Origin of the sequence: Nisaea denitrificans DSM 18348 (assembly GCF_000426505.1) — a bacterium.
GTDB lineage: Bacteria > Pseudomonadota > Alphaproteobacteria > Thalassobaculales > Thalassobaculaceae > Nisaea > Nisaea denitrificans.
The window spans coordinates 335,452-359,369 of record NZ_KE384532.1; the positions used below are offsets into that span (position 1 = coordinate 335,452).

The 23,918-nt window shown below is 61.7% G+C and carries 23 protein-coding genes; 14 read left to right on the forward strand and 9 right to left on the reverse strand.

From position 1 onward, the window contains the following. Positions 1–2 precede the first annotated feature (2 nt). Positions 3–863: a carbon-nitrogen hydrolase family protein gene (locus tag K328_RS0121420; protein WP_028467712.1), complete on the forward strand. Its 861-nt coding sequence runs from the start codon at positions 3–5 to the stop codon at positions 861–863. A gap of 9 nt (positions 864–872) precedes the next feature. Here the strand turns inward: K328_RS0121420 and K328_RS0121425 are convergent, their stop codons facing one another. The 6 genes from K328_RS0121425 to K328_RS0121450 all read right to left on the reverse strand — a co-directional run bounded on the left by K328_RS0121425 (position 873) and on the right by K328_RS0121450 (position 9,704). After that, positions 873–1,994 carry an ABC transporter permease gene (locus tag K328_RS0121425; RefSeq protein ID WP_028467713.1) on the reverse strand — a complete coding sequence of 374 codons (1,122 nt, stop codon included), beginning with the start codon at positions 1,992–1,994 and terminating at the stop codon, positions 873–875. A 4-nt stretch (positions 1,995–1,998) separates the two neighbouring features. Then, complete coding sequence (gene rbbA, locus K328_RS0121430; RefSeq protein ID WP_036555316.1) at positions 1,999–4,734, reverse strand: ribosome-associated ATPase/putative transporter RbbA; 2,736 nt, start codon at positions 4,732–4,734, stop codon at positions 1,999–2,001. After that, positions 4,727–5,713: an HlyD family secretion protein gene (locus K328_RS0121435; protein ID WP_028467715.1), complete on the reverse strand. Its 987-nt coding sequence runs from the start codon at positions 5,711–5,713 to the stop codon at positions 4,727–4,729. The genes rbbA and K328_RS0121435 overlap by 8 nt, the downstream gene beginning before the upstream one ends. 122 nt (positions 5,714–5,835) lie before the next feature. Continuing rightward, positions 5,836–6,792 (reverse strand): acetyl-CoA carboxylase carboxyltransferase subunit alpha, encoded by a 957-nt coding sequence (locus K328_RS0121440; RefSeq protein ID WP_028467716.1) that lies wholly within the window; start codon positions 6,790–6,792, stop codon positions 5,836–5,838. Positions 6,793–6,874: 82 nt separating this feature from the next. Next, on the reverse strand, positions 6,875–7,795 hold the full coding sequence (gene xerD, locus K328_RS0121445; protein ID WP_028467717.1) for a site-specific tyrosine recombinase XerD: 921 nt from the start codon (positions 7,793–7,795) through the stop codon (positions 6,875–6,877). A 4-nt stretch (positions 7,796–7,799) separates the two neighbouring features. Next, complete coding sequence (locus K328_RS0121450) at positions 7,800–9,704, reverse strand: hypothetical protein (RefSeq protein ID WP_028467718.1); 1,905 nt, start codon at positions 9,702–9,704, stop codon at positions 7,800–7,802. 354 nt (positions 9,705–10,058) lie between these two features. On the opposite strand from K328_RS0121450, the gene K328_RS25365 reads away from it, so the two are divergent. The 5 genes from K328_RS25365 to K328_RS0121475 all read left to right on the forward strand — a co-directional run bounded on the left by K328_RS25365 (position 10,059) and on the right by K328_RS0121475 (position 14,334). Then, entirely contained in the window at positions 10,059–10,640 is a 582-nt protein-coding gene (locus K328_RS25365) for a shikimate kinase (RefSeq protein WP_051285368.1), read from the forward strand. Between the two features lie 36 nt (positions 10,641–10,676). Further along, a complete protein-coding gene (gene aroB, locus K328_RS0121460) occupies positions 10,677–11,810 on the forward strand; it encodes a 3-dehydroquinate synthase (protein ID WP_084608471.1) in 1,134 nt (377 codons plus the stop codon). Next, the gene (locus K328_RS25370) at positions 11,810–13,168 is read left to right on the forward strand and encodes an HlyC/CorC family transporter (RefSeq protein WP_051285370.1); all 1,359 of its coding nucleotides are present in this window, start codon (positions 11,810–11,812) and stop codon (positions 13,166–13,168) included. Before aroB ends, K328_RS25370 begins: the two co-directional genes overlap by 1 nt. 48 nt (positions 13,169–13,216) lie before the next feature. Beyond that, positions 13,217–13,666: a CBS domain-containing protein gene (locus K328_RS0121470; protein WP_028467720.1), complete on the forward strand. Its 450-nt coding sequence runs from the start codon at positions 13,217–13,219 to the stop codon at positions 13,664–13,666. 101 nt (positions 13,667–13,767) lie between these two features. Further along, entirely contained in the window at positions 13,768–14,334 is a 567-nt protein-coding gene (locus tag K328_RS0121475) for a DUF2889 domain-containing protein (RefSeq protein WP_028467721.1), read from the forward strand. Here K328_RS0121475 and K328_RS26180 read toward each other — a convergent pair. After that, complete coding sequence (locus tag K328_RS26180) at positions 14,316–14,579, reverse strand: ribbon-helix-helix domain-containing protein (RefSeq protein ID WP_051285372.1); 264 nt, start codon at positions 14,577–14,579, stop codon at positions 14,316–14,318. The two genes, K328_RS0121475 and K328_RS26180, sit on opposite strands and share 19 nt — an antisense overlap. A gap of 213 nt (positions 14,580–14,792) precedes the next feature. Beyond that, positions 14,793–15,059 (reverse strand): BolA family protein, encoded by a 267-nt coding sequence (locus K328_RS0121485; RefSeq protein ID WP_028467722.1) that lies wholly within the window; start codon positions 15,057–15,059, stop codon positions 14,793–14,795. Between the two features lie 117 nt (positions 15,060–15,176). Here K328_RS0121485 and K328_RS0121490 point away from each other — a divergent pair, with 117 nt between their 5' ends. The 6 genes from K328_RS0121490 (at position 15,177) to K328_RS0121515 (ending at position 21,375) form a co-directional block, all read left to right on the forward strand. Then, positions 15,177–15,755 (forward strand): J domain-containing protein, encoded by a 579-nt coding sequence (locus K328_RS0121490; protein ID WP_051285375.1) that lies wholly within the window; start codon positions 15,177–15,179, stop codon positions 15,753–15,755. 68 nt (positions 15,756–15,823) lie between these two features. Continuing rightward, positions 15,824–16,825, forward strand: coding sequence for a cobaltochelatase subunit CobS (gene cobS, locus K328_RS0121495; protein WP_028467724.1), 1,002 nt, complete (start codon positions 15,824–15,826; stop codon positions 16,823–16,825). Positions 16,826–16,850: 25 nt separating this feature from the next. After that, entirely contained in the window at positions 16,851–18,722 is a 1,872-nt protein-coding gene (gene cobT, locus K328_RS0121500) for a cobaltochelatase subunit CobT (RefSeq protein WP_036555320.1), read from the forward strand. 87 nt (positions 18,723–18,809) lie between these two features. After that, the gene (locus K328_RS0121505) at positions 18,810–20,330 is read left to right on the forward strand and encodes a bifunctional metallophosphatase/5'-nucleotidase (RefSeq protein WP_028467726.1); all 1,521 of its coding nucleotides are present in this window, start codon (positions 18,810–18,812) and stop codon (positions 20,328–20,330) included. A 154-nt stretch (positions 20,331–20,484) separates the two neighbouring features. Next, positions 20,485–20,808 carry an NIPSNAP family protein gene (locus tag K328_RS0121510; RefSeq protein WP_028467727.1) on the forward strand — a complete coding sequence of 108 codons (324 nt, stop codon included), beginning with the start codon at positions 20,485–20,487 and terminating at the stop codon, positions 20,806–20,808. A 126-nt stretch (positions 20,809–20,934) separates the two neighbouring features. Further along, positions 20,935–21,375: a dihydroneopterin aldolase gene (locus tag K328_RS0121515; RefSeq protein WP_051285378.1), complete on the forward strand. Its 441-nt coding sequence runs from the start codon at positions 20,935–20,937 to the stop codon at positions 21,373–21,375. Positions 21,376–21,459: 84 nt separating this feature from the next. On the opposite strand, the gene K328_RS0121520 is transcribed toward K328_RS0121515, so the two are convergent. After that, complete coding sequence (locus K328_RS0121520; protein WP_028467729.1) at positions 21,460–22,305, reverse strand: branched-chain amino acid aminotransferase; 846 nt, start codon at positions 22,303–22,305, stop codon at positions 21,460–21,462. A 166-nt stretch (positions 22,306–22,471) separates the two neighbouring features. On the opposite strand from K328_RS0121520, the gene K328_RS0121525 reads away from it, so the two are divergent. After that, the gene (locus tag K328_RS0121525; protein ID WP_028467730.1) at positions 22,472–22,837 is read left to right on the forward strand and encodes a DUF952 domain-containing protein; all 366 of its coding nucleotides are present in this window, start codon (positions 22,472–22,474) and stop codon (positions 22,835–22,837) included. A gap of 6 nt (positions 22,838–22,843) precedes the next feature. After that, positions 22,844–23,911 carry a quinone-dependent dihydroorotate dehydrogenase gene (locus tag K328_RS0121530; protein ID WP_028467731.1) on the forward strand — a complete coding sequence of 356 codons (1,068 nt, stop codon included), beginning with the start codon at positions 22,844–22,846 and terminating at the stop codon, positions 23,909–23,911. Positions 23,912–23,918: the final 7 nt, after the last annotated feature.

A 23,918-nucleotide genomic window follows, 5' to 3' on the forward strand; every position in this document is an offset into this window, starting at 1 on the left:
CGATGTCGAAATTCACCGTTGCCTGTGTCCAGACCAACTCGAAGCCGGACCCGGAGGTGAACATCGCCGAGGTCTCGCCAATGATCCGGGAGGCGAAGGCCGCCGGAGCGGACTTCATCACCACCCCGGAAATCGTCGGCATGTTCGAGCCGGACAAGGCGGCGGCGCGGGCCAAGGCAAAACTGGAAGAAGAGCATGAAGTGCTCATCGCGTTCCGGGGGCTCGCGGCGGAGCTCGGTGTCTGGCTCCATGCGGGCTCGCTCTCGGTCAAGCTAACGGATGACGAGCGTCTGGCGAACCGCAGCTTCCTGATCGCGCCGGACGGTAGCATTGCCGCGCGTTACACCAAGATTCACATGTTCGACGTGCAGGTCGGCGACGGTCAGACCTACCGGGAGTCGGCGTCCTACAAGCCGGGCGAGGAAGGCGTGCTCGCCGAGACGCCATGGGGCACGATGGGCCTGACCATCTGCTACGACATTCGCTTCCCCTATCTCTACCGTTCCCTCGCCCAGGCGGGCGCCAAGGTTCTGTTCGCGCCCGCGGCCTTCACAAAGGTAACCGGCGAGGCACACTGGCATGTATTGCAGCGGGCCCGGGCGATCGAGAACGGGTGCTTTGTGATTTCCGCTGCCCAGTGCGGCACCCACTCCAAGGGGCGCCAGACCTACGGCCACTCGATCATCGTCGCGCCCTGGGGCGAGGTTCTGGCCGATGGCGGTGAGGAGCCGGGCATCATCACGGCGGAAATCGATCTCGCGAAGGTCGATGAGGCGCGCGGCAAGGTGCCGTCCCTGACCCATGACCGGGAGTTCGCAGGGCCTAACCTCTATGACGCGGCGCTGCGCGAGGCCGGAGAGTAATCAGCCGCTCTAGCGCGTGCCCATCGCGATACGGAAGCGCGACAGGGCCATCATGAAAAAGAGACAGCCGATCACGAACATGATGGCCAGTTCCGGCCAGATCAGGGTGATCGGCGCGTCCCGGTAGATCACGGCCTGCGAGAACCGGACGAAATGCGTCGCGGGTGACAGCTGCATGATCCATTGCAGGGTCTTCGGCATACTCTCCAGCGGAGTCTGGCTTCCCGACAGCAAGTGCAGCACGACAATCACCGGGATTGAAAGCAAGGCAAACTGGGGCATTGACCGGGTGAAGGTCGATAACATCACGCCCAGTGCCGTGACCGAGAACAGGAATACCGAGGCGCCGAGAGCGAAAAGGGGAATTGAGCCCGTCAGCGGGACGCCAAGGCCCCGGTGCACGACGAGCTCCAGCGAGAGCAGCGCGGCGGTGACAATGACGAGGCCGTTCGCCCAGATTTTCGAGATCATGATCTCAACCGCCGTCACAGGCATGACCAGCAGATGTTCGATCGTGCCATGCTCCCGTTCGCGGATCACGGCGGCGCCGGACAGGATGACGGCCATGACGATGATGTTGTTCACCACCTCCATCACGGCATTGAACCAGACGGCTTCGAGGTTCGGGTTGTACTTGACCCTGATCTGCAGGGCGGCTGCCGCATCTGCTTCCGGCTCGGCCCGGCTGGTGAAGCGGGCGACCTCCTGCTCGACAATCGAGGCGATATAGCCGGCGCCGTTACCGGCGATGGTCATGGCAGTGGCATCGACATTGAGCTGGACTGCCGGAAGGCGTCCCCGCTGGACATCCAGTTCGAAATTCGCCGGGATATCGAGCACGAACGTGTAGGTGCCACTGTCGAGCCCCTTGTCGACATCGGCGATATCGATGATGACAGGTGGCTTGAAATAGGGCGGCAGGAATGCGCCCCTGAGGCGGTGCGAAAGCACACTGTCATCCTCATCGACGATAGCGATTGCCGCATCCCGGAGCTCGGTCTCTACACCGTCTGCGACCGTGTAGACGCTGACGCTGAAGGTATAGATGATCAGTCCCATCAGCACCGGATCGCGGGCCAGGCTGTAGATCTCCTTGATACCAAGGCGGAGGATGATCAGCAGGGCGCGCATGGTATCAGCGATCCTGTTTCGGCAGGGCGACAGAGGAGATCGCCCAGTAGGCCACGCAGAAGATGGCGAGCATGGCGAGGTTCGGTGCCAGATCGGCGACCGGCAGGCCCTTGTTGAAAACACCGGCACTGATTTTCTGGAAATAGGAGGCAGGGAAAGCCTCGCCGATGATCCGGCCGGCAGTGTCCAGGGTCGCGACCGGGTGCAGCATGCCGGAGAAGTTGATGGTCGGGACCAGAACGATGATCGCTGTTCCGAAGACGGCGGCGACTTGCGACGTGGCCACGGTCGAGGCCAGCAGGCCGAAGCCTGTGGCGGCGGTGGCGTAGAGCACCGCGCCGGCCAGCAGGACAAGCACGCTCGATTTTGGCGCCAGATCGAACAACAGGAACATCATCAGCATCATCGTGCAGAAGCTGATCAGGGCGATGCCGATATAGGGGAGCTGCTTGCCGACCAGGAATTCGAAGCGGCTTGCCGGCGAGGCATAGAGGTTTGTGATGGAGCCAAGCTCCTTTTCCCGGACGATGCCGAGCGCCGTCAGCATGGAGGGGATCATCATCATGAGCATCATCAGCACGCCCGGCGGGATTGCCTGCTGTGAAGTGAAGCCCTGATTGTAACGGAACCTGACCTCGATATCGGTGGCCTGTTGCGTTGTCGTATCCGTCCCGTTCAGGGCCGCGAACTCCAACAGGAAGGAGCTGAAGGCGCCTTCCACGTAACCACGGGACGTCTCGGCGCGGCTGGTATTGGCGCCATCCAGCCAGGCGGAGACTTCCGGCTGTCGTCCGGCAACAAGGTCGCGCCCGAAGCCGGGTGGCAGGACGAGGGCAAGGCTGATCTCGCCTCTTTGCATGCGGCGATCCAGGTCTTCGGCATCCTGCAGCTCCGGCGCGGCGCTGAAATAGCGCGAGCCCTCGAACTGACGCAGAACCATGCGGCTCTCTCGGGTGCGGTCCTGATCCAGCGCTGCATAGCGCATATCCTCGACATCGAAGGATATCCCGTAACCCATCGACAACATCAGAATGAGCGGGCCGAGAATGGCGAAGGCGAGCCGGATCGGGTCCCGGCTCAGCTCGTATGTCTCGCGCCGGGCGATTGCCCAGAGCCGGCTCGGAGAGAACAGGGCAGGCACCGCGCTTTCTTCGGTGGTTTGCAGAGCATCGATGGCCTGCTCCTCGACTGAAACCACGCCATCATTCGCTGCTGCCTCAAGATGCTTGATGAAAGCCTCTTCCAGCGTATCCCGGCCAGACTCGGCCACCAGCGTGTCCGGTGTGCCCATCGCCAGCACGCGACCGGCATGCATGAGCGAGATACGGTCGCAGCGCTCCGCTTCGTTCATGAAATGGGTCGAGATGAAAATCGTCACGCCGTCATCGCGGGAAAGTTCGGTGAGCAGGTTCCAGAAAACGTCCCGGGCAACCGGATCGACGCCGCTTGTCGGCTCGTCCAGAATCAGCATTTCCGGCTTGTGCAATACGGCGACCGCGAGTTGCAGGCGTTGGCGAATGCCGAGCGGCAGGGCGTCCGGCCGCTTGTTCATAACCGTGGCCAAGCCGAAACGGTCGGCCAGTTCCGCGATCCGTTCCGTCTTCCTGCTTCCCTCGATCCGGAAGAGGCCGGCATGCAGGTCGAGATTCTGGTGCACGGTCAACTCGCCATAGAGCGAGAAAGACTGGGACATGTAACCGACCCTCCGGCGCATCTCCATGCTGTCGTTCCCGATCCGTTTGCCGAAGATCCGGGCCTCGCCCTCGGTCGGCGTCAGCAAGCCGGTCAGCATTTTCATGGTCGTCGTCTTGCCGCAGCCGTTCGAGCCGAGGAAGCCGAAGATCTCGCCGCGCTCGATGCGGAAATCGACATGATCGACGGCGGTGAAGTCGCCGAACGTCATGGCCAGCCCGGATGCTTCGATAGCGGGCGCTTCGCCGCTCGGGGACGTGTTTTCCGGTTTTGGCCGGGCAATGAAACCGGCACCGCCATTATTCGGAAGCAGGGCCAGGAAAGCGTCTTCGAGGCTGTCTGCCCCAGCCTGTTCCTTCAGTTCTTCCGGCGTTCCCTTGGCAAGAATACTGCCGTCATGCATCGCGATCAGGTGCTCGAACCGCTCGGCTTCGGACATGTAGGCAGTGGCGGTGACGATCGTCATCCAGGGGCGACGGTGGCGGATTCGTGCGATCAGCTCCCAGAACTGGCGGCGGGAGAGGGGATCGATGCCGGTGGTCGGCTCATCGAGGATCAGCAGATCAGGGTCGTGTACCAGGGCGCAGCAGAGCGCCAGTTTCTGCTTCATGCCGCCGGAGAGCTTCTCCACCGGCCGGTCGCGGAAAGGAGAAAGTCCGGTGGCTTGTAGCAACTCGTCCGCCCGTTGCCGACGCTCGCTCTCGGGCTGATCGTAAAGCCGGGCGAAGAAGTCGAGATTCTCCGCGATGGAGAGTGTCGGGTAGAGGTTCTTGCCGAGGCCCTGCGGCATATAGGCAATCCGGATGCAGACCCGGCGCCTGTGATCCTTGCTCCGTAGATCTCCGCCGAACAGCTCGACCGTCCCGCTTTGGATTTTCTTGGTGCCGGAGAGCAGCGCCAGCAATGTGGATTTACCGACGCCATCCGGGCCGATCACGCCGACTGTCGATCCGGGTGTGATGTCGAGGTCGATATTCCGCAGCGCGTCCATCCGCCCGTAGCAGTGGGAGACTCCCGAAAACCTTATGGGAGGTGTGATCTCAGCCATCGCGCGGAGGCAGCTTGACGGTAAATTCCTCCGGCCACGGCATGTCGGGGTCCGTGCGGACAATGGCGACGCCCGGAATCCCGGCCTTCACCAGCCGTTCATAACCGTCGAGGATATCTTCGGGGATCGTGACCTTGACCCGGAACATCAGCTTGTCCCGCTCGCTTTCGGTTTCGACATAGCGCGGTGTGAACTGCGCTTCAGAGGCGACGAAGGTGACCGTTGCCGGGACAATGTATTTCGGAGCCGCGTCGAAGATCAGCCGGGCTTCCGCCCCGTAAGCCAGCCGTCCGGCGTCGCGCGTGGGCAGATAGACCGTCATGTAGACCCGTTTCAGATCCAGCATGGTCGCGATCTTGCCGCCTGCCGCGATGACTTCTCCGGGTTCCGCCAGTCGGTACTGGATGCGTCCGGCGATCGGCACGGCAATGTCATATTCCCTGAGGTCAGCGCGAATGCGTTCCACCGTTGCCTCGCGGGCCGCGATCGTGGCTTTCGCACGGGCGATGCCCGCTTCGGCGGAGGCGACGGACGCAGCGGCGGTCGCTCGTTGGCTGCGCCGGCGATCCACGGTCTCGCCGCTGGCAAAGCCGCGCTCGCCGAGCGTCTCGGAACGTCGCATTTCCTGATCCGCCAGCACCAGCTCGCTTTTGCGCTGGGCCAGCAGGGCCCGGGCTTCGTTCAGCGCCTCCCGCGCTTGCAGAACGGCGGCGTCCGCTTCCCGGAGCTGGGCTTCGATTTCGGTTGAGTCCAGACGGGCCAGAATTTGCCCCGCGGAGACCATTTCGCCTTCGGTCACCAGCACGTCACGGATGCGGCCGGAGAATTTGCTGGCGATATCGACCCGTTCGGCCTCAAGCCGGCCGTTGGCGCGGGCGAACCCATCCGGTGGACCGCTTTCACGTCCACTATACCAGTAGAACCCGCCCGCGATTGCGGCGAGTAACAGCACTATCAGAATGGTGCGATAACCGAGCATCCAGCCGTTCCCTCAATCGGTGCCGATGTCATATGGCTCCAATGTAGGGGACATATCACCCGGTGCAAAAAGGGGAATTGTGTCAGATCAATTCGAACCGTCTGAGGGGCGGAAAAGACCGGTCAGGCGAGGCCTTTTTTGCCCATGTCGAGGAATTTGCGGCGGCGGTCGGCCTTCAGCTTGCCACCTTCCACACCGACGAGCGTGCGGAGATTGGCTTCCACGGCATCGCCAAGGGCATCGAGGGCTGTTTTCTGGTCGCGATGGGCTGCACCGAGCGGTTCCTGAACGATTTCGTCTATCACGCCGAGGTTAAGAAGATCTTTCGCCGTCAACTTCAGTGCTTCCGCCGCGTCGCGGGCATGGTCGCCGTCGCGCCAGAGGATGGAGGCGCAGCCTTCCGGAGAGATCACGGAATAGACCGCATGTTCCAGCATCAGCACCCGGTTTGCCGCGGCCAGAGCCACGGCGCCGCCGGATCCGCCTTCACCGACGATGGAGGCGATGATCGGAACCTGGAGGGAGAGGCAGGCATCGATGGAGCGCGCAATGGCCTCGGCCTGACCGCGTTCCTCTGCGCCGACGCCGGGATAGGCCCCGGCTGTATCGATGAAGGTGAGAACCGGCAGTTTGAAACGGTCGGCCATTTCCATCAGGCGGCGGGCCTTGCGGTAACCCTCGGGCTTCGCCATGCCGAAATTATGCGTGATGCGTTCTTCCGTCGTGCCGCCCTTCTCATTGCCGATTACAACGGCAGAGAACCCGCGGAAACGACCGATACCGCCGACAATTGCCTTGTCCTCGCCGAAGGATCTGTCCCCGGCGAGCGGCGTGAAATCTTCGACCAGATGGGCCAGCACCTGCTTGAAGTGCGGCCGGTCCGGGTGCCGTGCTACCTGGACTTTCTGCCACGGCGTCAGCTTCTGATAGGATTGCCGGAGCTGACGCTCGACCTTGGCCTGAAGCTTGCCCACTTCCTCGGCGATATTGATATCGCCCTCGGTAGAGAGGTGACGCAGTTCCTCGATCTTGCCTTCAAGATCGGCGATCGGCTTTTCGAAATCCAGAAAGACGCGCATATCCGTCGAATCACTATGTTGGGAAGCGCGGAACCATACCCGTCCGGGCCTTGGGTTACAACGTCTGGATTGCCATGGCGGATCAGCTTTTTTTGCCGGGCTTTGCCAGGGGGTGATGCTCGGTCACAAGCGCTTTCAGCCGCTCGGTGAGCACGTGGGTGTAGATTTGAGTGGTCGAGATATCCGCATGCCCGAGCATCTGCTGGACGCTGCGAAGGTCCGCGCCGTGATCTAAAAGGTGAGTCGCGAAAGCATGTCTCAGAACATGGGGCGAGACGGTGGCGGGCCTTAAGCCGCATGCGATGGCGAGTTCTTTCAGGAGTTGTCCCATGCGCCTGCGGGTAAGGTGGCCCTCACTGCTCCAGGACGGGAAAAGAAATGCAGACGTCGCGCCTTCGGGCAGGTAGCTGCTTCTCGCTTCCTTGTAGGCGATGATGGCGTCCCGGGCGGCATCGGTCAGTGGCACCATGCGTTCCTTGCCGCCTTTACCGCGCACGATCAACACGCGGGGATCGCGCGCGACTGACGCAAGCGGGAGCGCGACGAGTTCCGAGACCCGGAGGCCGCTGGCATAAAGGATTTCGAGCAGGCAGGTCAGTCGCAGCCCATCGGCGCCGTCCTTGTTGCGGGCGGCGGCGAGCAACAGGTCGACCTCCGTCTCGCTCAGGATCTTCGGAAGCGGACGTCCCTGGCGCGGACTGTCGATGGCGGTGGAGGGATCGTCACCCCGGTCCCCCTCGCTATAGAGGAAGCGATAGAATTGCCGGATCGCGGAGAGCCTGCGGGCCGCAGTGCGCGGAGCCATGCCGGATTGTTCCAGCAGTTCGAGATATGCCCTTATGTCGCCGCTGGAGGCGGTGCCGAGCGATTGCTTGCGCTTTGTCAGACTGGCCGCGAAGTCCCGCAGGTCGCGCTTGTAGGCGTCGACCGTATTGCCGGATGCGCCACGCTCGGCAATCAGCATCTCAAGAAAACGCTCGATGGACCCGCTATCCGGGCTCACCCGTTCACTCGCCCGCGGTTGCCGGGGCAGGCGTGCTGGACGCTGCCAGATAGATGTCCAGCGAGAGCCGATAGGCGTCTTTCTCCAAACCGAGTTCCGACAGAGCCCGGACGCTCTCGGTAAGAGTTCCGGTGTCGTAGTCCAGCAATTCGGCACCGGAGAGCGAAAGCACGGTCAGCAGGGCGCCCTCTCCGAGACGGCCGTTCCCGGCAGCGTCGCGGCGAGCCCACAGCAGGGCGGGCGGCGGTGTTTTCGAGTCTTTTGGTGCCGCTTGGTCGATCAGGCCGCGCCAGACCGTACCGGGCGTTTCCGCACCGGTTGCTTCCAGCAGGCCGAACAGCAATGTCGCGCGTGCCGGGGCGTTCTCGGGACCGAGATTGCGGACGCCGCGCCACCATTCCCGCAGGAAGTTTTTCTCAAGCGGGACATCTTCGCCGGCGGAAAGGCGGGACATGATGACGGCATCGCGCCAGGCGGTTGCCTGTTCCGGTCCCATGCGCGCCTCGCGGGCGGCCATTTCCATCCAGGGCGCGGCGGCATCGCTCATGCCGGCGGCGATGAAGGCGGATGCCGCGTCGGCGGCGAACCAGGCATAAGGAGACGTTGTCGGGATTTCCTGGATCAGCGGGGCATAAAGCCGGGCCGTGGCGCCGTAGCGGCCTTCTGCCCGACCAAGATTGAGAGCTTGCTGGATAGCCTGGGCCCGGGCCAGCGGCAGGGTCTGGCTGGCGATTGCCCGGTACAGCAGGGCGCGGCCGTTTGCGCTTGGATCGGCTGCGGCGGCTGTAAGTGCGTTCTGCATCTGCGACGGGTCGATATCGACCAGCTCATAAAGAGAGATCAGTTCGCTTCGGTCCACCAGACCAAGCCGTTCGCCGCGCTCGGCCAGACGCAGCCGGTCCTCGAAACGCAAGGCCTTGAAGGAGGTCAGGATCGATATCAGGGACGCCGGAACAGCATCGGGATCCGGCATGGAGGGCGCCACACCGGCAGCCCGCATCATGGCGATATCCAGAGGCCTGAGCTGTGCGGCTTCCGGCATCTGCGGCAGGTCGGACACGGTGCCGCTGACGGCGCGCATCAGTTCGAAATAGCGGGCATCCTGGTCGCCGAGCTCCAGCATCAGGCGGAGATTGAATTCAACGCTTTCCCACTCGTCGGCAAGGGCCTGACAAAAGGCTCCCGCCTTCTGCCAGTAACGATCCTCCGGCAGGGACAGCATGGCGTCGCGGGCGATGGCGCAGCTTTTACCGGTATCTCCGGTCAGGAAGCCGGCATCGGTTTTAAGTCGGGCGCGTAACACCGGGGGCAAAGCCGTCTCGTCATCACCGGCCGGAACACTGTCGAGAAGCCGGATATAATCCGGCCAGGCCCCGAGACGCTCGAGGGCGTCGATACGGGCCTTGACGACGCTCGTCCGGTCGGCAGGGTCGGTTGCCTGGGGAACGGCGGCCGGGCTCAGCAGAATGCGCAGCATCAGGTCACGCAGGGAAGCGGTCGCCGGTGCTTCGCCGACCAGCGCCAGCATGCGCTGGATTGCACTGCGGGGCGTGCCGTCCCACATAGTGGCCGGCAGGGCCGATTCGTCCTGGCCAATGGTCCCGACGCTCTCTCCGGAAACCCTGTCCAGGGAGTTGATGGAAATGCCGTCCTTGGTACCCGACGCGCCGCTATCCGCCGAGGGACTGGGGGCCATCTCAACAGTATCGGTGGCGCTATCGGTGGTGCTGCCTGTGCCGGATGCCGGCGGAAGCAGCGGTTTCGGAGCGCCGAGGGACGGCAGTAACGGCTTGGGCGCGCCCTGAGCCAGAGTATCCCCTGCCGAGAACGACAGGGAGAGGGCCAGCATCAGGACCCAGAAACCGGCGCGCAGATGCCAGGTTCGGCCGTTAGCGTGGGAATTTATCATTGGGTAGGACCTGTTCGATCTGGCTGGTCGGAGCCGGGATGTCCCACGTGGACAGGAATGCAAAGCCGCCGCCAAAGAACAGTGCTATGACGATAACGACCCAGAGCGTCAATTTCATGCTGCGGACCCATGAATTACGGTTTCACGCGACACTGGTCCGGCCGACCGGCGCGCAACGTCCCCAATGCGTTTGCAACGCCATATCGGGAAAGTTATGCTAGCGGCAGAATATGACGCGTTTGCGGCAGCATACCGACCGCATCCAGTGAGTTCAACGAGGGAGAGGAAAGGAGAGGTGCCGGATTTGACTGGAAACGCTATCTGCGTCTCGTCCGGAGCCAGAACCTGCTTCCCATGGTGAATCATCCTGATCCGGCGGACACGCCTCTGCCTTACCCGAAAAGTATCGTTCTGGTCGGCCTGATGGGGGCCGGGAAGAGCAGTGTCGGGCGCCGTCTGGCGCAGCGGCTTGGTATGCATTTTATCGACGCGGACCGCGAGATCGAAGATGCCGCCGGCTGCACGATCAGCGAATTTTTCGAGCGTTTCGGCGAGGTCGAGTTCCGCCGTGGCGAGCAGCGGGTGATCCAGCGCATCCTGAGCGGCCCGCCTGTCGTGCTCGCGACCGGCGGCGGTGCCTTCATGGCGGAGGAGACCCGAGCGGCAATCTCCGAGAACGCGGTGTCTCTCTGGCTCAAGGCCGATATCGACGTTCTTTTCGAGCGTGTCAGCCGTCGTCAGGGACGTCCGCTGCTGGCGCAGAAAGATCCGAAGGCGGTCCTCACGAAATTGATGGAAGAGCGCTATCCGGTTTATGAGAAAGCCGATCTCTGGATCGAATCGCGCCGGGGGCCGCTCGAGGCGACGGTCGATCAGGCCTACGACGTGCTCATGAATTACTTCGAGGATGCGTGCAAAGCCGTTCCCGCCGAATGAGCCGCATGACGGAATCGATTTTTTGAAACAGGAAATATGATGACGACGACCCAGACGGTTTCCGTGGGCCTCGGAGAACGCAGCTACGATATCCGCGTCGGACCCGGGCTGATCGAGAATGCAGGCGATGAGATCAAACCTCTGATCAGGGGGAGCAAGGTCTTCGTCATTACCGATTCGACGGTTTCCGGGCATTGGCTCGATCCGCTCAAACGCTCGTTGCGTGCGGCTGGTATTACGGTGACGACCATTGCCGTTCCGCCAGGTGAGTCATCCAAGAGCTTTGCCGATTTCGAGCATGTCTGCTGTCGTATGCTGGAAGACGGTGTCGACCGCCGAACGGCCGTGGTTGCGCTCGGTGGCGGTGTGGTCGGTGATCTTGCCGGTTATTGCGCAGCGTCCGTCATGCGCGGCCTCGATTTCATTCAGATCCCGACCACTCTGCTGGCACAGGTCGACAGTTCGGTCGGCGGGAAGACCGGGATCAACACGCCGCAGGGCAAGAATCTGGTCGGTGCGTTTCATCAGCCGAGGCTGGTGCTGGCCGATACCGGGACGCTCGATACCCTCCCGAAGCGCGAAGTGCGGGCGGGCTATGCGGAGGTCGTCAAATACGGCCTGATCAGGGATCCGGCCTTCTTTGAATGGCTTGAACAGCATGGCGCGGCCTTGATTGCTGGCGACGAGGCGGCACGGATTTCCGCGGTCGTTGAAAGCTGCAAGGCAAAGGCCGCGGTAGTAGCCGCGGACGAGCGGGAAGCCGGGCTACGCGAATTGCTGAATTTCGGCCATACGTTCGGCCATGCTCTTGAGGCCGCGGCCGGATTCGACGGCACGCTGCTGCACGGCGAGGCGGTATCGATCGGTATGATCCAGGCACTGGAGCTGTCGCGCCGCCTCGGCCTTTGCGCCGGTCAGGACGCGGAGCGGGCACGGGCTCATCTCGGAGCCATGGGGTTGATGACGCGTGTGGCAGATATACCGGGAGCCGCGCAATGGGATGCGGAGGCGCTGCTCGCCTCCATGCGCCGGGACAAGAAAGCGCGTGACGGGATGATCCGGTTCGTGTTGGCGCGAGGGATCGGCGGTGCCTTTACCAGCGACGATGTCGCGCCGGATGCCGCGCGCGCGATGCTGCAGGAAGACCTTTCGGTCGCGGCGGGCGTCTGATGGAAGAAGAACTCCTGGAACTTGTGGACGGTGAACTGTTTCTGACGATCGGGGCCATTTTGCTGCTGATCGTGTTTTCGGCGTTTTTCTCCGGATCGGAAACCGGTCTGACGGGCTCGTCCTATGCCCGGATGCACCAGCTGGACCGTAAGGGCGACGAGCGGGCATCCCGTGTTCTCGCGCTGCGGGAGCATAGCGAGACCATGATCGGTGCGATCCTGATCGGAAACAACATCACCAACATCCTGGGTTCTGTGTTGGCGACAACCGTGTTCCTGCGGCTTTTCGGCGAGCATGGTGTGGTCTACGCGACCCTTGTCATGACGGTCGTGGTCGTGATTTTCGCCGAAGTCCTGCCGAAGACATATGCCCTCAACAATTCCGATCGGGTGGCACTTGCCGTCGCCCCGCTGATCAACGCCATCGTCTTTATCCTGAGCCCGATCGCCAAGATTGTACGGGCCATCGTCCGCTTGCTCCTGTCCATGTGCGGTATCAGGATTTCGGAGGAGTTCGGTCATTCGGAGCAGGAAGAGGAATTGCGCGGCCTGATCGAGCTGCATGGCCACAAGGTCGAGGTTGACGAGGAAGAGGTGCGCGAGGAACGGGCCATGTTGCGCTCGATCCTCGATCTGAGCGAGGTCTGGGTCGAGGAGATCATGACCCACCGGCGCCAGGTTGAAATGCTGGATGTCGAGGACTCTGTCGAGGACATCATCTCGCAGATCATGAAGAGCCCCTACACACGGTTGCCGATGTTCAAGGGTGACCATGACGAAATCATCGGCGTCATCCATGCAAAGGCGGTTCTGCGCGCCGTGAAGGGACTGAGCGGCGAGGAGCTGGAGAAGCTCGATATGCGGGAGGTGGCGTCGGACCCCTGGTTCATTCCGACCACCACGACCCTGCTCGATCAGTTGCAGGCTTTCCGCGCCCGGCGTGAGCATTTCGCGCTCGTGGTTGATGAATACGGGGCTTTCCAGGGCATCGTGACCCTGGAGGATATCATCGAGGAGATCGTCGGCGAAATCAGCGACGAGCACGATGTCGCGGTCGCCGGTGTGCGGCCTCAGGCGGACGGATCCTACGTCATCGACGGCACTGTGACGATCCGGGACCTCAATCGGGAATTTGACTGGGACCTGCCGGACGGCGAGGCCTCGACCATCGCCGGACTGATCCTGCATGAGGCCAGAACCATCCCGAATGTGGCGCAGGAGTTCGTTTTCCACGGTTTCAGGTTCAAGATTTTACGCCGTCACCGCAACCAGATCACTTTGTTGCGGGTCTCTAAGGAAACGCCGACGGAAACCGAAAATGAAACTCTTGAAACGACCCGGCTCCCAGATGGCTCCTGATTTGGTATAATCTTTTGAGATAAAGAAAAACCTATCAGGGAGAATGCCATGGCCAGACACATCGTGCCGGATGTGGTGAGTAAACAGGACCTCTCGTCGCTGTCCCCCAAAGAAACCGTTCTCACGGCCGCGAAACTCATGACGAGCCGCAAGATTGGTGCGCTTCTCATCCTTGATGGCGAGAAACTGGTTGGAATTCTCTCGGAGCGGGATATCGCCGGCCGTCTGGTGGCGGAAGAGAAGTCCCCGGGGGGGACATTGATCGAGGCGATCATGACTCCGAAACCTGAAACCATCGGCCCGAAGGCCTCTGTGATGGATGCGTTGCAACGCATGCAGGAAGGCGGCTTCCGTCACCTGCCTGTCGAGGAGGACGGCAAGATCATCGGTATGGTCTCGATCCGGGATATCTATGCGGCCGTCCGTGAGGACCTGGAAGAGGCGGTTCTGGAACGCGAGGCCTTCATTTCGGGCTCGGGAATGGCCGGGCTTCCCTGACCCGGGGCCGGGTTCCCCGCGCTTGGGGAATTGTCGGGAATTGACTTCGGCGCGGTCCGGAATGATTTTTGCCGCAAAGCAATATCAATCCGGAGAGATCAATGCCCCTGACCAGCCCGGCGTCGCGCCGCAAAGTTCATACGCGCCGTGTCACCTGCGAGGGCTTTCGCCGCGATGACGGTCATCTCGATATTGAGGGGCATATCACGGATGTAAAGACCTACGAGGTCCCGAACAGTTTCAGGGATGGCATTCCGGCCGGCGAGCCGATCCACGACATGTCGATCCGGCTGACTGTCGATGACGAACTCACCATTCTCGCGGTGGAGGCGATCACCGATGCCGGGCCGTTTGCAATCTGCCCGGACATTACGGTGAATTTCCAGCGCCTGAAAGGCATCAGGATCGGACCCGGCTGGCGCAAGAAGGTGCTTTCCGCGCTTGGCGGTGCCGAGGGGTGCACCCATCTCGTCGAACTGCTCTGGACGATGGCGACCACCGCTTACCAGACGCTTTATGGCGAAAGCGCCCGCAAACGGCGGGAAACCGGAGAGGAAGAGCCGAAGCGGACGGGCCGTCCGCCACTCCTGAATTCCTGCCACGCCTTCGGGGAAAGCAGCCCGGTCGTCAAGGATATCTGGCCTGAATTCTACAAGGACCCGACGTAACGGTTGTTGTAAGGAGTGTTGCGGAATTCCTCCGTCTGCCGGAACACCCTGGTCATGATCGAACGCTCGGAACCCCCAGGTGTGTCGCGCTCCAGGCTGATTGCGAGGACGCGAAAATAACCCAGGATGAAGACCCGCGTCGCCGAGGTGAGGGATGTGTTCACCCTGTGCTGATTCACAATTCCGCAGATCTGATGAATGGTGAGTTTTTCCCGCGCCGCGATCTGGGTGAGCGCGTCCCACATGGCCGGCTCCAGCCGCATGCTGGTTCGATGGCCATCGACTAATACGTTCTTGCTTAAGAGAGTTGACACCGTGTTATCCGCAAACGTTCTGTCCTAGCCGGATTTCGGCAGATTAAAGTCTGGTGTATCAGTGTATGTAAATCGAACGCAACTAAAAAACGATTATTTATACATTGATCCCCTATTGATTGCATTTTAACTATTTTGGCCCGGTCACTCCTGCGGCGCTTTTGCCCGGATAGACAGGGCGTGGACGCGGTCCGCCAACTCCGCGGCAAGCACCTCATGCACCATGCGCTGGCGGTCCACACGGGATTTCCCGGTAAATGCGTCGGACGTGATCTCGACATTGAAATGGGTTTCCCCGCCCTCGCGCCAGCCACCATGGCCCTGATGTTTCTGCGAGTCGTCGATGACCGCGAGATGCTCTGGCGTGAACGCGGACGTTAATTTGACTTTGATCGTCTCAGTCACGGACATTAACTTGTCTCCCTGTTTGTCCCCCTCCGGGGAGCTATCTGGTTTATATGGCGGGGCGAGAACCGCATTTTCGATGTCTAGCATGGGCTGGACCAGCGACAATTTGGAATCCACGGTATGCGGAAGGCGCAGAGCGAATCCCTGAAGATCGGCACGTACGGTACCGAACCCGGTTACCGGCACTGCGATGCGCCCGGATGCAGGTCTGTGGGCGAGCACCGGGCGCCCAAGGCGCGCAGTGACCTATCCGACTATTACTGGTTCTGCCTCGATCATGTCCGGCAATATAACAAGCAATGGAACTACTACGAAGGTGCGTCTGCCGAGGAGCTGGAGCGGGAGATCCGGCGCTCGGTCACCTGGGACCGACCGACCTGGCCGCTGGGCACCGCCGCTGCATATCGCAAGTTTGTTGCCGGTGAATACAGAGACCCGTTCGGTGCGCTCAATGGTGACGAGGACATGGAGGCGGCGTCCGGTTCCGGTCCCAAGCGTCCCGGCAGCGAGACGGCAGAGGGAAAAGCTTTCGCGATCATGGGGTTGGCCCCGCCGGTCACCGAGCTGGAGTTGAAAACCCGCTACAAGCAGCTTGTGAAAAAACATCACCCCGACGCGAATGGCGGGAATAAAGAGGCCGAAGAACGGTTGAAAATCATCAACGAGGCCTATACGACTTTGAAAAAGTTTCTAACTTGAAGGCTTGGGAGCCCGGTTACGGTTGCTCCCGTACCTGATAGTCACCCACATCATTTGGGAATAGGGCCATGTCGGCAGCACATGTTTACGAGCGCAAGCCTGCGCACCATATCGAAGCCCCGGACACCGAGGTCTCGGTTCGCGAGACCTTTGGCATCGATGTCGATATGAAGGTACCGGCTTTCAGCGAGCCGAGCGACTACGTCCCGACGCTGGACCCGACCTATCTGTTCGACAAGCAGACCACGCTCGCCATTCTGGCCGGTTTCGCTCACAACCGCCGGGTCATGATCCAGGGCTATCACGGCACTGGAAAATCGACCCATATCGAGCAGGTCGCGGCGCGCCTGAACTGGCCGTGCGTCCGGGTGAACCTCGACAGCCACATCAGCCGTATCGATCTGATCGGCAAGGACGCGATCGTTCTGCGCGACGGCAAGCAGGTCACAGAGTTCCGTGAAGGTATCCTGCCCTGGGCGCTGCAGAACAGCGTGGCGCTGGTGTTCGACGAATACGATGCCGGCCGGGCCGACGTGATGTTCGTGATCCAGCGCGTGCTGGAAGCCGACGGCAAGATGACCCTGCTGGACACCAACAAGGTCATTCATCCGAACAAGTATTTCCGCCTATTCTCCACTGCCAACACAGTCGGCCTTGGCGATACCACCGGGCTCTATCACGGCACCCAGCAGATCAACCAGGGTCAGATGGACCGCTGGAATGTGGTCACCACGCTGAACTATCTGCCGCATGACCGTGAGGTGGATATCGTTCTGGCGAAACTGCCGAGCTACGATACGCCGGAAGGCCGCGAGACGATCTCCAACATGGTCTCGCTGGCTGATCTCACCCGGGCCGGCTTCATCGCCGGAGACATCTCCACCGTCATGTCGCCGCGGACCGTGATCACCTGGGCCGAAAACGCGTCCATCTTCGAGGATGTCGCGACGGCGTTCCGCCTGACCTTCCTGAACAAGTGCGACGAGGTCGAGCAGGCCACGGTTTCCGAATTCTATCAGCGCTGCTTCGGGACCGATCTGCCGGAGACCAGCATCCGCGCAGCGGAATAGAGAAAAGCGGCGCGGACAGGACCCGATGGCATCTATGGCGGACGACGACCGGCTTGAGGATTTCAAGCGCGCGACAGCATCCTGCGTGCGGGCGATGGCCCACGAGAAGGAGCTTGAGGTCACCTATGGTGCGGATCAGGCCAGTGTCTCGGGTGACCGGGTGCGCCTGCCGTCCCCGCCGCGCGGACTTCCGGCCGAGGATGTGGCGCGGGTTCGCGGCGAGGCAGACAGCCTTGCCCTGAAGCTCCGCTTTCATGATGCGGCGACCCATGCCCGCCGCCAGCCGTCCGGTCAGGCCGCGCTGGAAATCTTCGATGCGGCCGAACAGGCCCGGGTCGAGGCGCTTGGTGCCATGCGGATGTCCGGCGTAGCCCAGAACCTCGAAGCGGCGATGGAGCAGCGTTACCAGAAGCAGGGCCTGGAAGGCGTTACCGACAAGGACGAGGTTGCTCTTTCCGAAGTGGTTCGGCTGATGGCCCGCGAGGCGATCACCGGCTCCCCGCCGCCGGAATGCGCGCAGGGCGCGGTCGATCTCTGGCGCCCATGGGTCAACTCGAAGATCGGCGACACGCTCTCGGAGCTGTCGAGCCATCTCGAGGACCAGGAAGCCTATGCGGAACTGTCCCGCCAGCTGATCAGTGAACTCGATCTTGAAATCGGCGACGACGGCATGACCGACGAGTCGAATTCCGACTCCGAGGCAGAAGACGATGGCGGCGAAGGTGAGGAGCTGAACGACAGCGGCACGCAGGGTACGGCGGAAGACAGCACCTCCTCCGAAATGGTTCCGTCCGATATGGATTCCGGCGATGAGGCCGGTGAGGGCGAAGATACCGAGGATGGCGACTTCGAGCCCGGCGAGGGTGACGAGCAGCCGGCCAATCCCGGCACACCGCCGCAGATGCACAATGCCGATGACAGCAACCGCTTGCTGAAAAGCTATCACGCCTACACGACTGAATATGACGAGGTCGTCAGGGCGGACGAACTCTGCGACGCGGAAGAATTGGCCCGGCTGCGGGCGCTGCTGGACCAACAGCTCAGCCACCTTCAGGGCATGATCGGGCGGCTCGCCAACCGGATGCAGCGCAAGCTGATGGCAAAGCAGAACCGCTCCTGGCAGTTCGATCTGGAAGAAGGCATTCTCGATGCCGCGCGGTTGTCCCGCGTGGTGGTGCAGCCGGACAGTTCGCTCTCCTACAAGATGGAGAAGGATACGGATTTCCGGGACACGGTCGTGACCCTGTTGATCGACAATTCCGGCTCCATGCGCGGCCGGCCGATCTCGATCGCGGCGATGAGCGCGGACATTCTCGCCCGCACGCTCGAGCGCTGCGGCGTGAAGGTCGAGGTTCTCGGTTTCACGACCAAGGCCTGGAAGGGCGGCATGTCGCGGGAAAACTGGATTCAGGGCGGCAAGCCGGTCAATCCAGGACGTCTCAACGATCTTCGTCACATCGTCTACAAGTCCGCGGACGCGCCCTGGCGCCACGCGCGGAAGTCGCTCGGCCTGATGTTGCGCGAGGGCATCCTGAAGGAAAACATCGACGGCGAGGCCCTGCTCTGGGCGCATCAGCGCCTGCTGGCACGTCCGGAAGAACGCCGCATCCTGATGGTGATTTCAGACGGCGCGCCGGTTGACGATTCTACGCTCTCCATCAATCCGGGGAACTATCTGGAGCGCCATCTGCGCGAAGTCATCCAGTATATCGAGAACAAGTCTCCGGTTGAGCTGGTCGCGATCGGCATCGGGCACGATGTGACGCGCTATTACCGCCGGGCGGTGACAATCGTGGATGCCGAGCAGCTTGGCGGGACCATGATGGACCAGTTGACCAACCTCTTCGACGAGGATACGCCACGGAACCGCCGCGCGGAGATGCGCCGGTCCGCCTAGCGGAATAGCCGAGACTTTTCATAGTGGTTGGTGAAATTTCCCGTAAAACAGGCTAGTCTTCGACTGGTTTGTTCACGGAGAGAAGCCATGCGCGCCGCGCTCCATACGTTACTGCTGCTCACGCTGTTCGCTGTTTGCGGGGCTCCGGCCTATGCTGAGCCGCTGCGTCTGTCGATCGTTCACGTGAATGACTGGGATCGGCTTGATGCCAAGGACGGGGCCGGTGGGGCCGCGAAGATCGCCAGTATTGCGCGTTACGAGCGTGATCGGGTCGAGGCCGAAGGCGGGCAGGTGCTGCTGACCTTCGGCGGCGACATGCTCTCGCCCTCCCTGTTGTCCGGCTTCGACAAGGGCGCCCATATGGTGGCTCTGGCCAATGCCATCGGTTTCGATGCGGCCGTACTTGGCAATCATGAATTCGATTTTGGCCCGGATGTCCTGAAGCAGCGTCTGGAGGAAGCCAAATATCCGGTCCTCGGCAGTAATATCTCCTACAAGGGCAAGCCCGGCTTTCCCGGTGCCGAGCGGTCGCGCTTGGTGACGGCGGGTGAGTACAAGATCGGGCTTCTCGGTCTGACCACGACCGATACGCCGAGCCTTTCGAGCTCCGGCCCCGATGTCGGTTTCGCGCCGCTCGCCGAAACGGCGAAGGAGGTTGTGGCTGAGCTGCGCAAGGACGGCGCGGACCTTGTCATCGCGCTGACCCACGCGGTTTATCAAAAAGATCTGGAGACGCTGCGTCAGGTAGCCGGTATCGACATTCTGCTCGGCGGTCACGACCACCTCGTTCTGGTGCTCTATGACGGAAAGCAGGCCATTCTGAAGTCCGGCAGCCAGGGTAATTTCGTCGGGATCATGGATCTCACCGTCGACCGGGTCGAGGGCCGGGCCGGGCCGCAACTGGTCTGGCAACCGAGCTTCTCGCTAATCAATACAACAGATGTGGAACCGGACCCTGTCCTTGCGGCGAAAGTCTCGGCCTTTAGCTCCAAGCTGGACCGCGAACTTGCGATCGAAGTCGGTGTCACCGAGGTCGCGCTCGATACCCGCCGGGCCTCCGTGCGTTCGGCGGAAAACGCTTTCGGTAATCTGATTGCCGATGCGATGAGGACGGCGACAGGTGCCGATGCGGCGATCACAAACGGTGGCGGTATTCGCGGGGACACCAATTACACGGCGGGCCGCACGTTGACCCGAAAGGATGTGCTGACGGAATTGCCCTTCGGCAACCGGACGGTGACCATGCGGCTGAAGGGATCGGACCTGCGCGCGGCCCTGGAAAACGGGGTCTCGCAGGTAGAGAAGGGGGCCGGCCGTTTCCCGCATGTTTCCGGCATCAGCTTTGCCTTTGACGGCCGCAAGCCAGCAGGCTCCCGGGTGTCTGAAGTGAAAGTCGCGGATACACCTCTCGATCTCGGCAAGGTCTACGTCATTGCAGTCAATGATTTCATCGCCAGAGGCGGTGATGGCTACAATGCCTTCGTGAAAGGCGAGATCGTCGTCGATGCGAGTTCGGCGCGCCTGATGGCAAGCCAGGTCATCGACTATGTGCAGAAGAGCGGTGTCGTCAAAGCCGGCGTTGAGGGACGGGTGCGCCGTCTGGACTGATGTTCCCGGATTGATCTTCCTGGATTGATTTTTCTGGGGCGGATGCGCCGGGACTGTCTCCCTGCCGTCGCGCCTCTTATTCCTGCTCGGCGCTGGAGGGCGCGCGCTGCACCGCTTATGCTGCGCACGGACTTTGAATTTTTGGGAGGATTCCATGCTGCTCGACGTACGTACCTACACCTGCCGCCCCGGCTCCATCAAAAAACATCTCGAGATTTACGAGAAATACGGCAAGGCGCCGCAGACAAAGCATCTGGGCCAGCCGCTTGCCTACATGGTCACCGAAACCGGCAACCCGAACCAGTATATCCATATCTGGGTCTACGAGAGCGCGGGCGACCGCGAAGCCAAGCGGGCGGCCATGTGGGCCGATCCGGACTGGCTCACATATACCAAGCACAGCGCGGAATTCGGCGGCCTTGTGGAACAGCAGAACATTCTGATGAAGCCGGTCGATTTCTTCGATATCAAAACCTGACATTGCGCGCCTTGATCCAGCCGTCCTGTCGGAAATTGCGGTTTCGTGACGGATTTCGGATGTTCGCGGAGCGCTCAATGCGATACGCATGGCGGCTGGATCGGGATGAAACGAAGGGAAAAGCCGGTGGCGAGAGACCTGATTGGCGATAATGTGACGCCGCTGGATGTGGTCCGCGATGCGGCCCCCAATGCGAAACCCCGTTCAGGCTACACGGTGCGTATCCGTGACCTCGTGCTCAACATGTTCATCGGCGTGCATGAGTTCGAAAAGGCGGACCCGCAGCGGGTCAAGATCTCGGTCGACCTGACCCTGGATTATCCGGAAGACGGTATCGGCAGTCACTACAGCCGGGTCTTCTGTTACGAGACCTTCATCGGTCGTATCCGCATGATAGCCGAAGCGGGCCATGTTTTGCTGGTCGAAGGGTTCGCGGAACGGATTTGCGAGCTTGCTTTCGACGACCGTCGCGTGCTGGCGGTAAAGGTCGAGGTCGAGAAGCTCGATATCTTTAAGGACGTCGGTGGCGTCGGCACCCTGATCGAGAAATTCCGCCCGGAAAGCTGAGCCGGATAAACTTCCGCAGGCCAATCGTTCGTCAATCCGCAGCGAAGCCGCCACGGATTGACGCTGTTTGTTGCGTGCCGCTCCCTAGAGCGCCGCGTTTTTCTTCGCGTAACCCCAATAGAGTTCTCGGCAGCGGGCGGCGATCGGTCCCGGCTGCAATTCCCTGTCCTCGAACCGGGATACCGGGGTAACCTTGGCATGGTTGCCGGTGGACCAGAGCTCATCTGCTTCCCGCAGGTCCTTCGGGGTGACGGTCGCTTCCTCAACGGTCACGCCATCCTCGCGCAACAGCTTGATGATGCGCTGGCGGGTAATGCCGTTCAGGAAGGTTCCGTTAGGCACCGGCGTTCTCACCACACCGTCCTTCGCCATGAAGACGTTGGAGGTGGCGAATTCGGCGACGTTGCCGACCGGGTCCAGCATGATGGCATTGTCGAACCCGGCTTCGTTTGCTTCGCGCAGGGCGCGACCGGCGTTCGGATAGAGACACGCGGCTTTGGCGTCGGTCGGTGCCTGATCCGGGGCTGCACGGCGCCGGCTGGAGATATGGGCGGAGAAGCCTTTCGGCTCCGGCAGCGGCGATTCGAAGATATGCAGCATGAAGCGCGTGGTTGCCGGGTCAGGATAGATCCAGCCATCCTCGGCCCACATCAGCGGCTTGATATAGAGCGCGGTGTCGGCCGGGAATTTGGCGATCCCCTCGCGGGCCAGGCGTTCGATCTCCTCGGCGCTGACCGGGGACTTCATGCCCATCTTTTCTGCCGAGGCGCAGGCGCGCTGGCAATGCCGGTCGAGGTCGGGCGCGGTTCCCTCAAAGGACCGTGCGCCGTCGAAAATCACCGACCCGAGCCAGGTTGCGAGGGTTGCCGGGCCAAGAACCGGCGGATTGCCTTCTTGCCATTCGCCATCGAGATACGTCAGCGACTTCATTGGAATGCTCCAGGATAGATTTTTAGGTCTGGCGGGGGTCAACGGACGCGCCCCGAAATTGACAATCAGCTTAGCTCGCCGCCCGGCGCAATGCCAATGACGCAATTGTCTCCAGGAAGAGCGGAACAATTTGAGATTGGCCGGGTCGGCGGCTACTCTCCCGGCCATGACACAGCAAGCACCATTCAGGTGGATTTACCACCTCTCGCGCCGGGCCGACTGGGATCGTGCCAAGGCAGCCGGTTCCTACGAAGGCTCCCGTGAGGATACGGCCGACGGATTTCTGCATTTCTCGACGGCGCTTCAGGTCGTCGGAAGTGCGGCCAAGCATCGCAGCGGAGAGTCCGGTCTCGTGCTGCTGGAAGTGGACAGCGCGGTTCTCGGCGCGCCCTTGAAGTGGGAGCCGGCCCGTGGCGGGGAGTTGTTCCCGCATCTATACGGCCCGTTGCCGGCCAATGCTGTTGTCGCGGAATTCGATCTTCCGCTGGGTGAGGATGGTTTGCATGTCTTCCCCGAGATGAAGGCGGAGTAGACGGTTATGCTGGCTGATCTTGCTCTTCCCCTGCTGCGCTGCCTCGATCCAGAGACCGCACACCGTCTTACCGTTCGGGCCTTGTCCGCCGGACTCGGTCCGTCCACGGGTGGCTGGGTGCCGGATGCCCGCCTCGGGCAATCCCTGTTCGGCCTGCGCTTCCCGCACCCGGTCGGTATTGCCGCCGGGTTCGACAAGGATGCGGAAGCCTTTGCCGGCGCCCTGAAGCTTGGCGCCGCTTTTGTAGAAGTCGGCACCATGACGCCGCGCCCGCAGCCGGGCAATCCGCGCCCAAGGCTGTTCCGCTTGCCGGAGGATGGCGCCGTCATCAACCGAAACGGTTTCAATAACAGCGGCCTTGAAGCCGGAGCGGCCCGGCTCGCACGCCGCGACCGAACGCAGGGTATCGTCGGGGCCAATGTCGGCGCCAACAAGGGTGTCGAGACGCCGGAGAGCGATTATGCGGCAGGCGTCCGGGCGACAGCACCGCTCGCCGATTACATCACCATCAACGTCTCCTCGCCAAACACGCCCGGTCTGCGGGATTTGCAGGCGCCAGGGCCGTTGCGCGAGTTGCTGAGGGCGGCAAAGGCCGCGCGGAAGGATGTTACGGGCGAAACCGGTCCGGCAATCCTGCTGAAAATCGCTCCCGATCTGGACGATGCGCAGCTTGAGGGGATCGTCGGTGTTGTGCTGGATGAGGGGATCGATGGGATGATCGTCTCCAACACCACTATAGCCCGTCCCGCAAGCCTGAAGGGCGCGAGCAAGGGGGAGACGGGGGGGCTCAGCGGAGCGCCGCTGTTCGAGCCTTCGACAGCGATCCTGGCGAAGACCTATCGGCTGACTGGCGGAAAGCTCCCCCTGATCGGCGTCGGCGGCATCGATTCGGGGGCGGCTGCCTATACCAAGATCAAGGCCGGCGCCTCTCTCGTTCAGCTCTACACCGCTTTGATATATAAAGGACCGGGTCTCGTTCGACGGATTGCCGAGGAGCTTGGCACGCTGCTTGAACGGGACGGTTGTTCCTCCGTTACGGAGGTTATTGGCGTGGAGGCTGGGGCCACGCCCTGAACCGGAA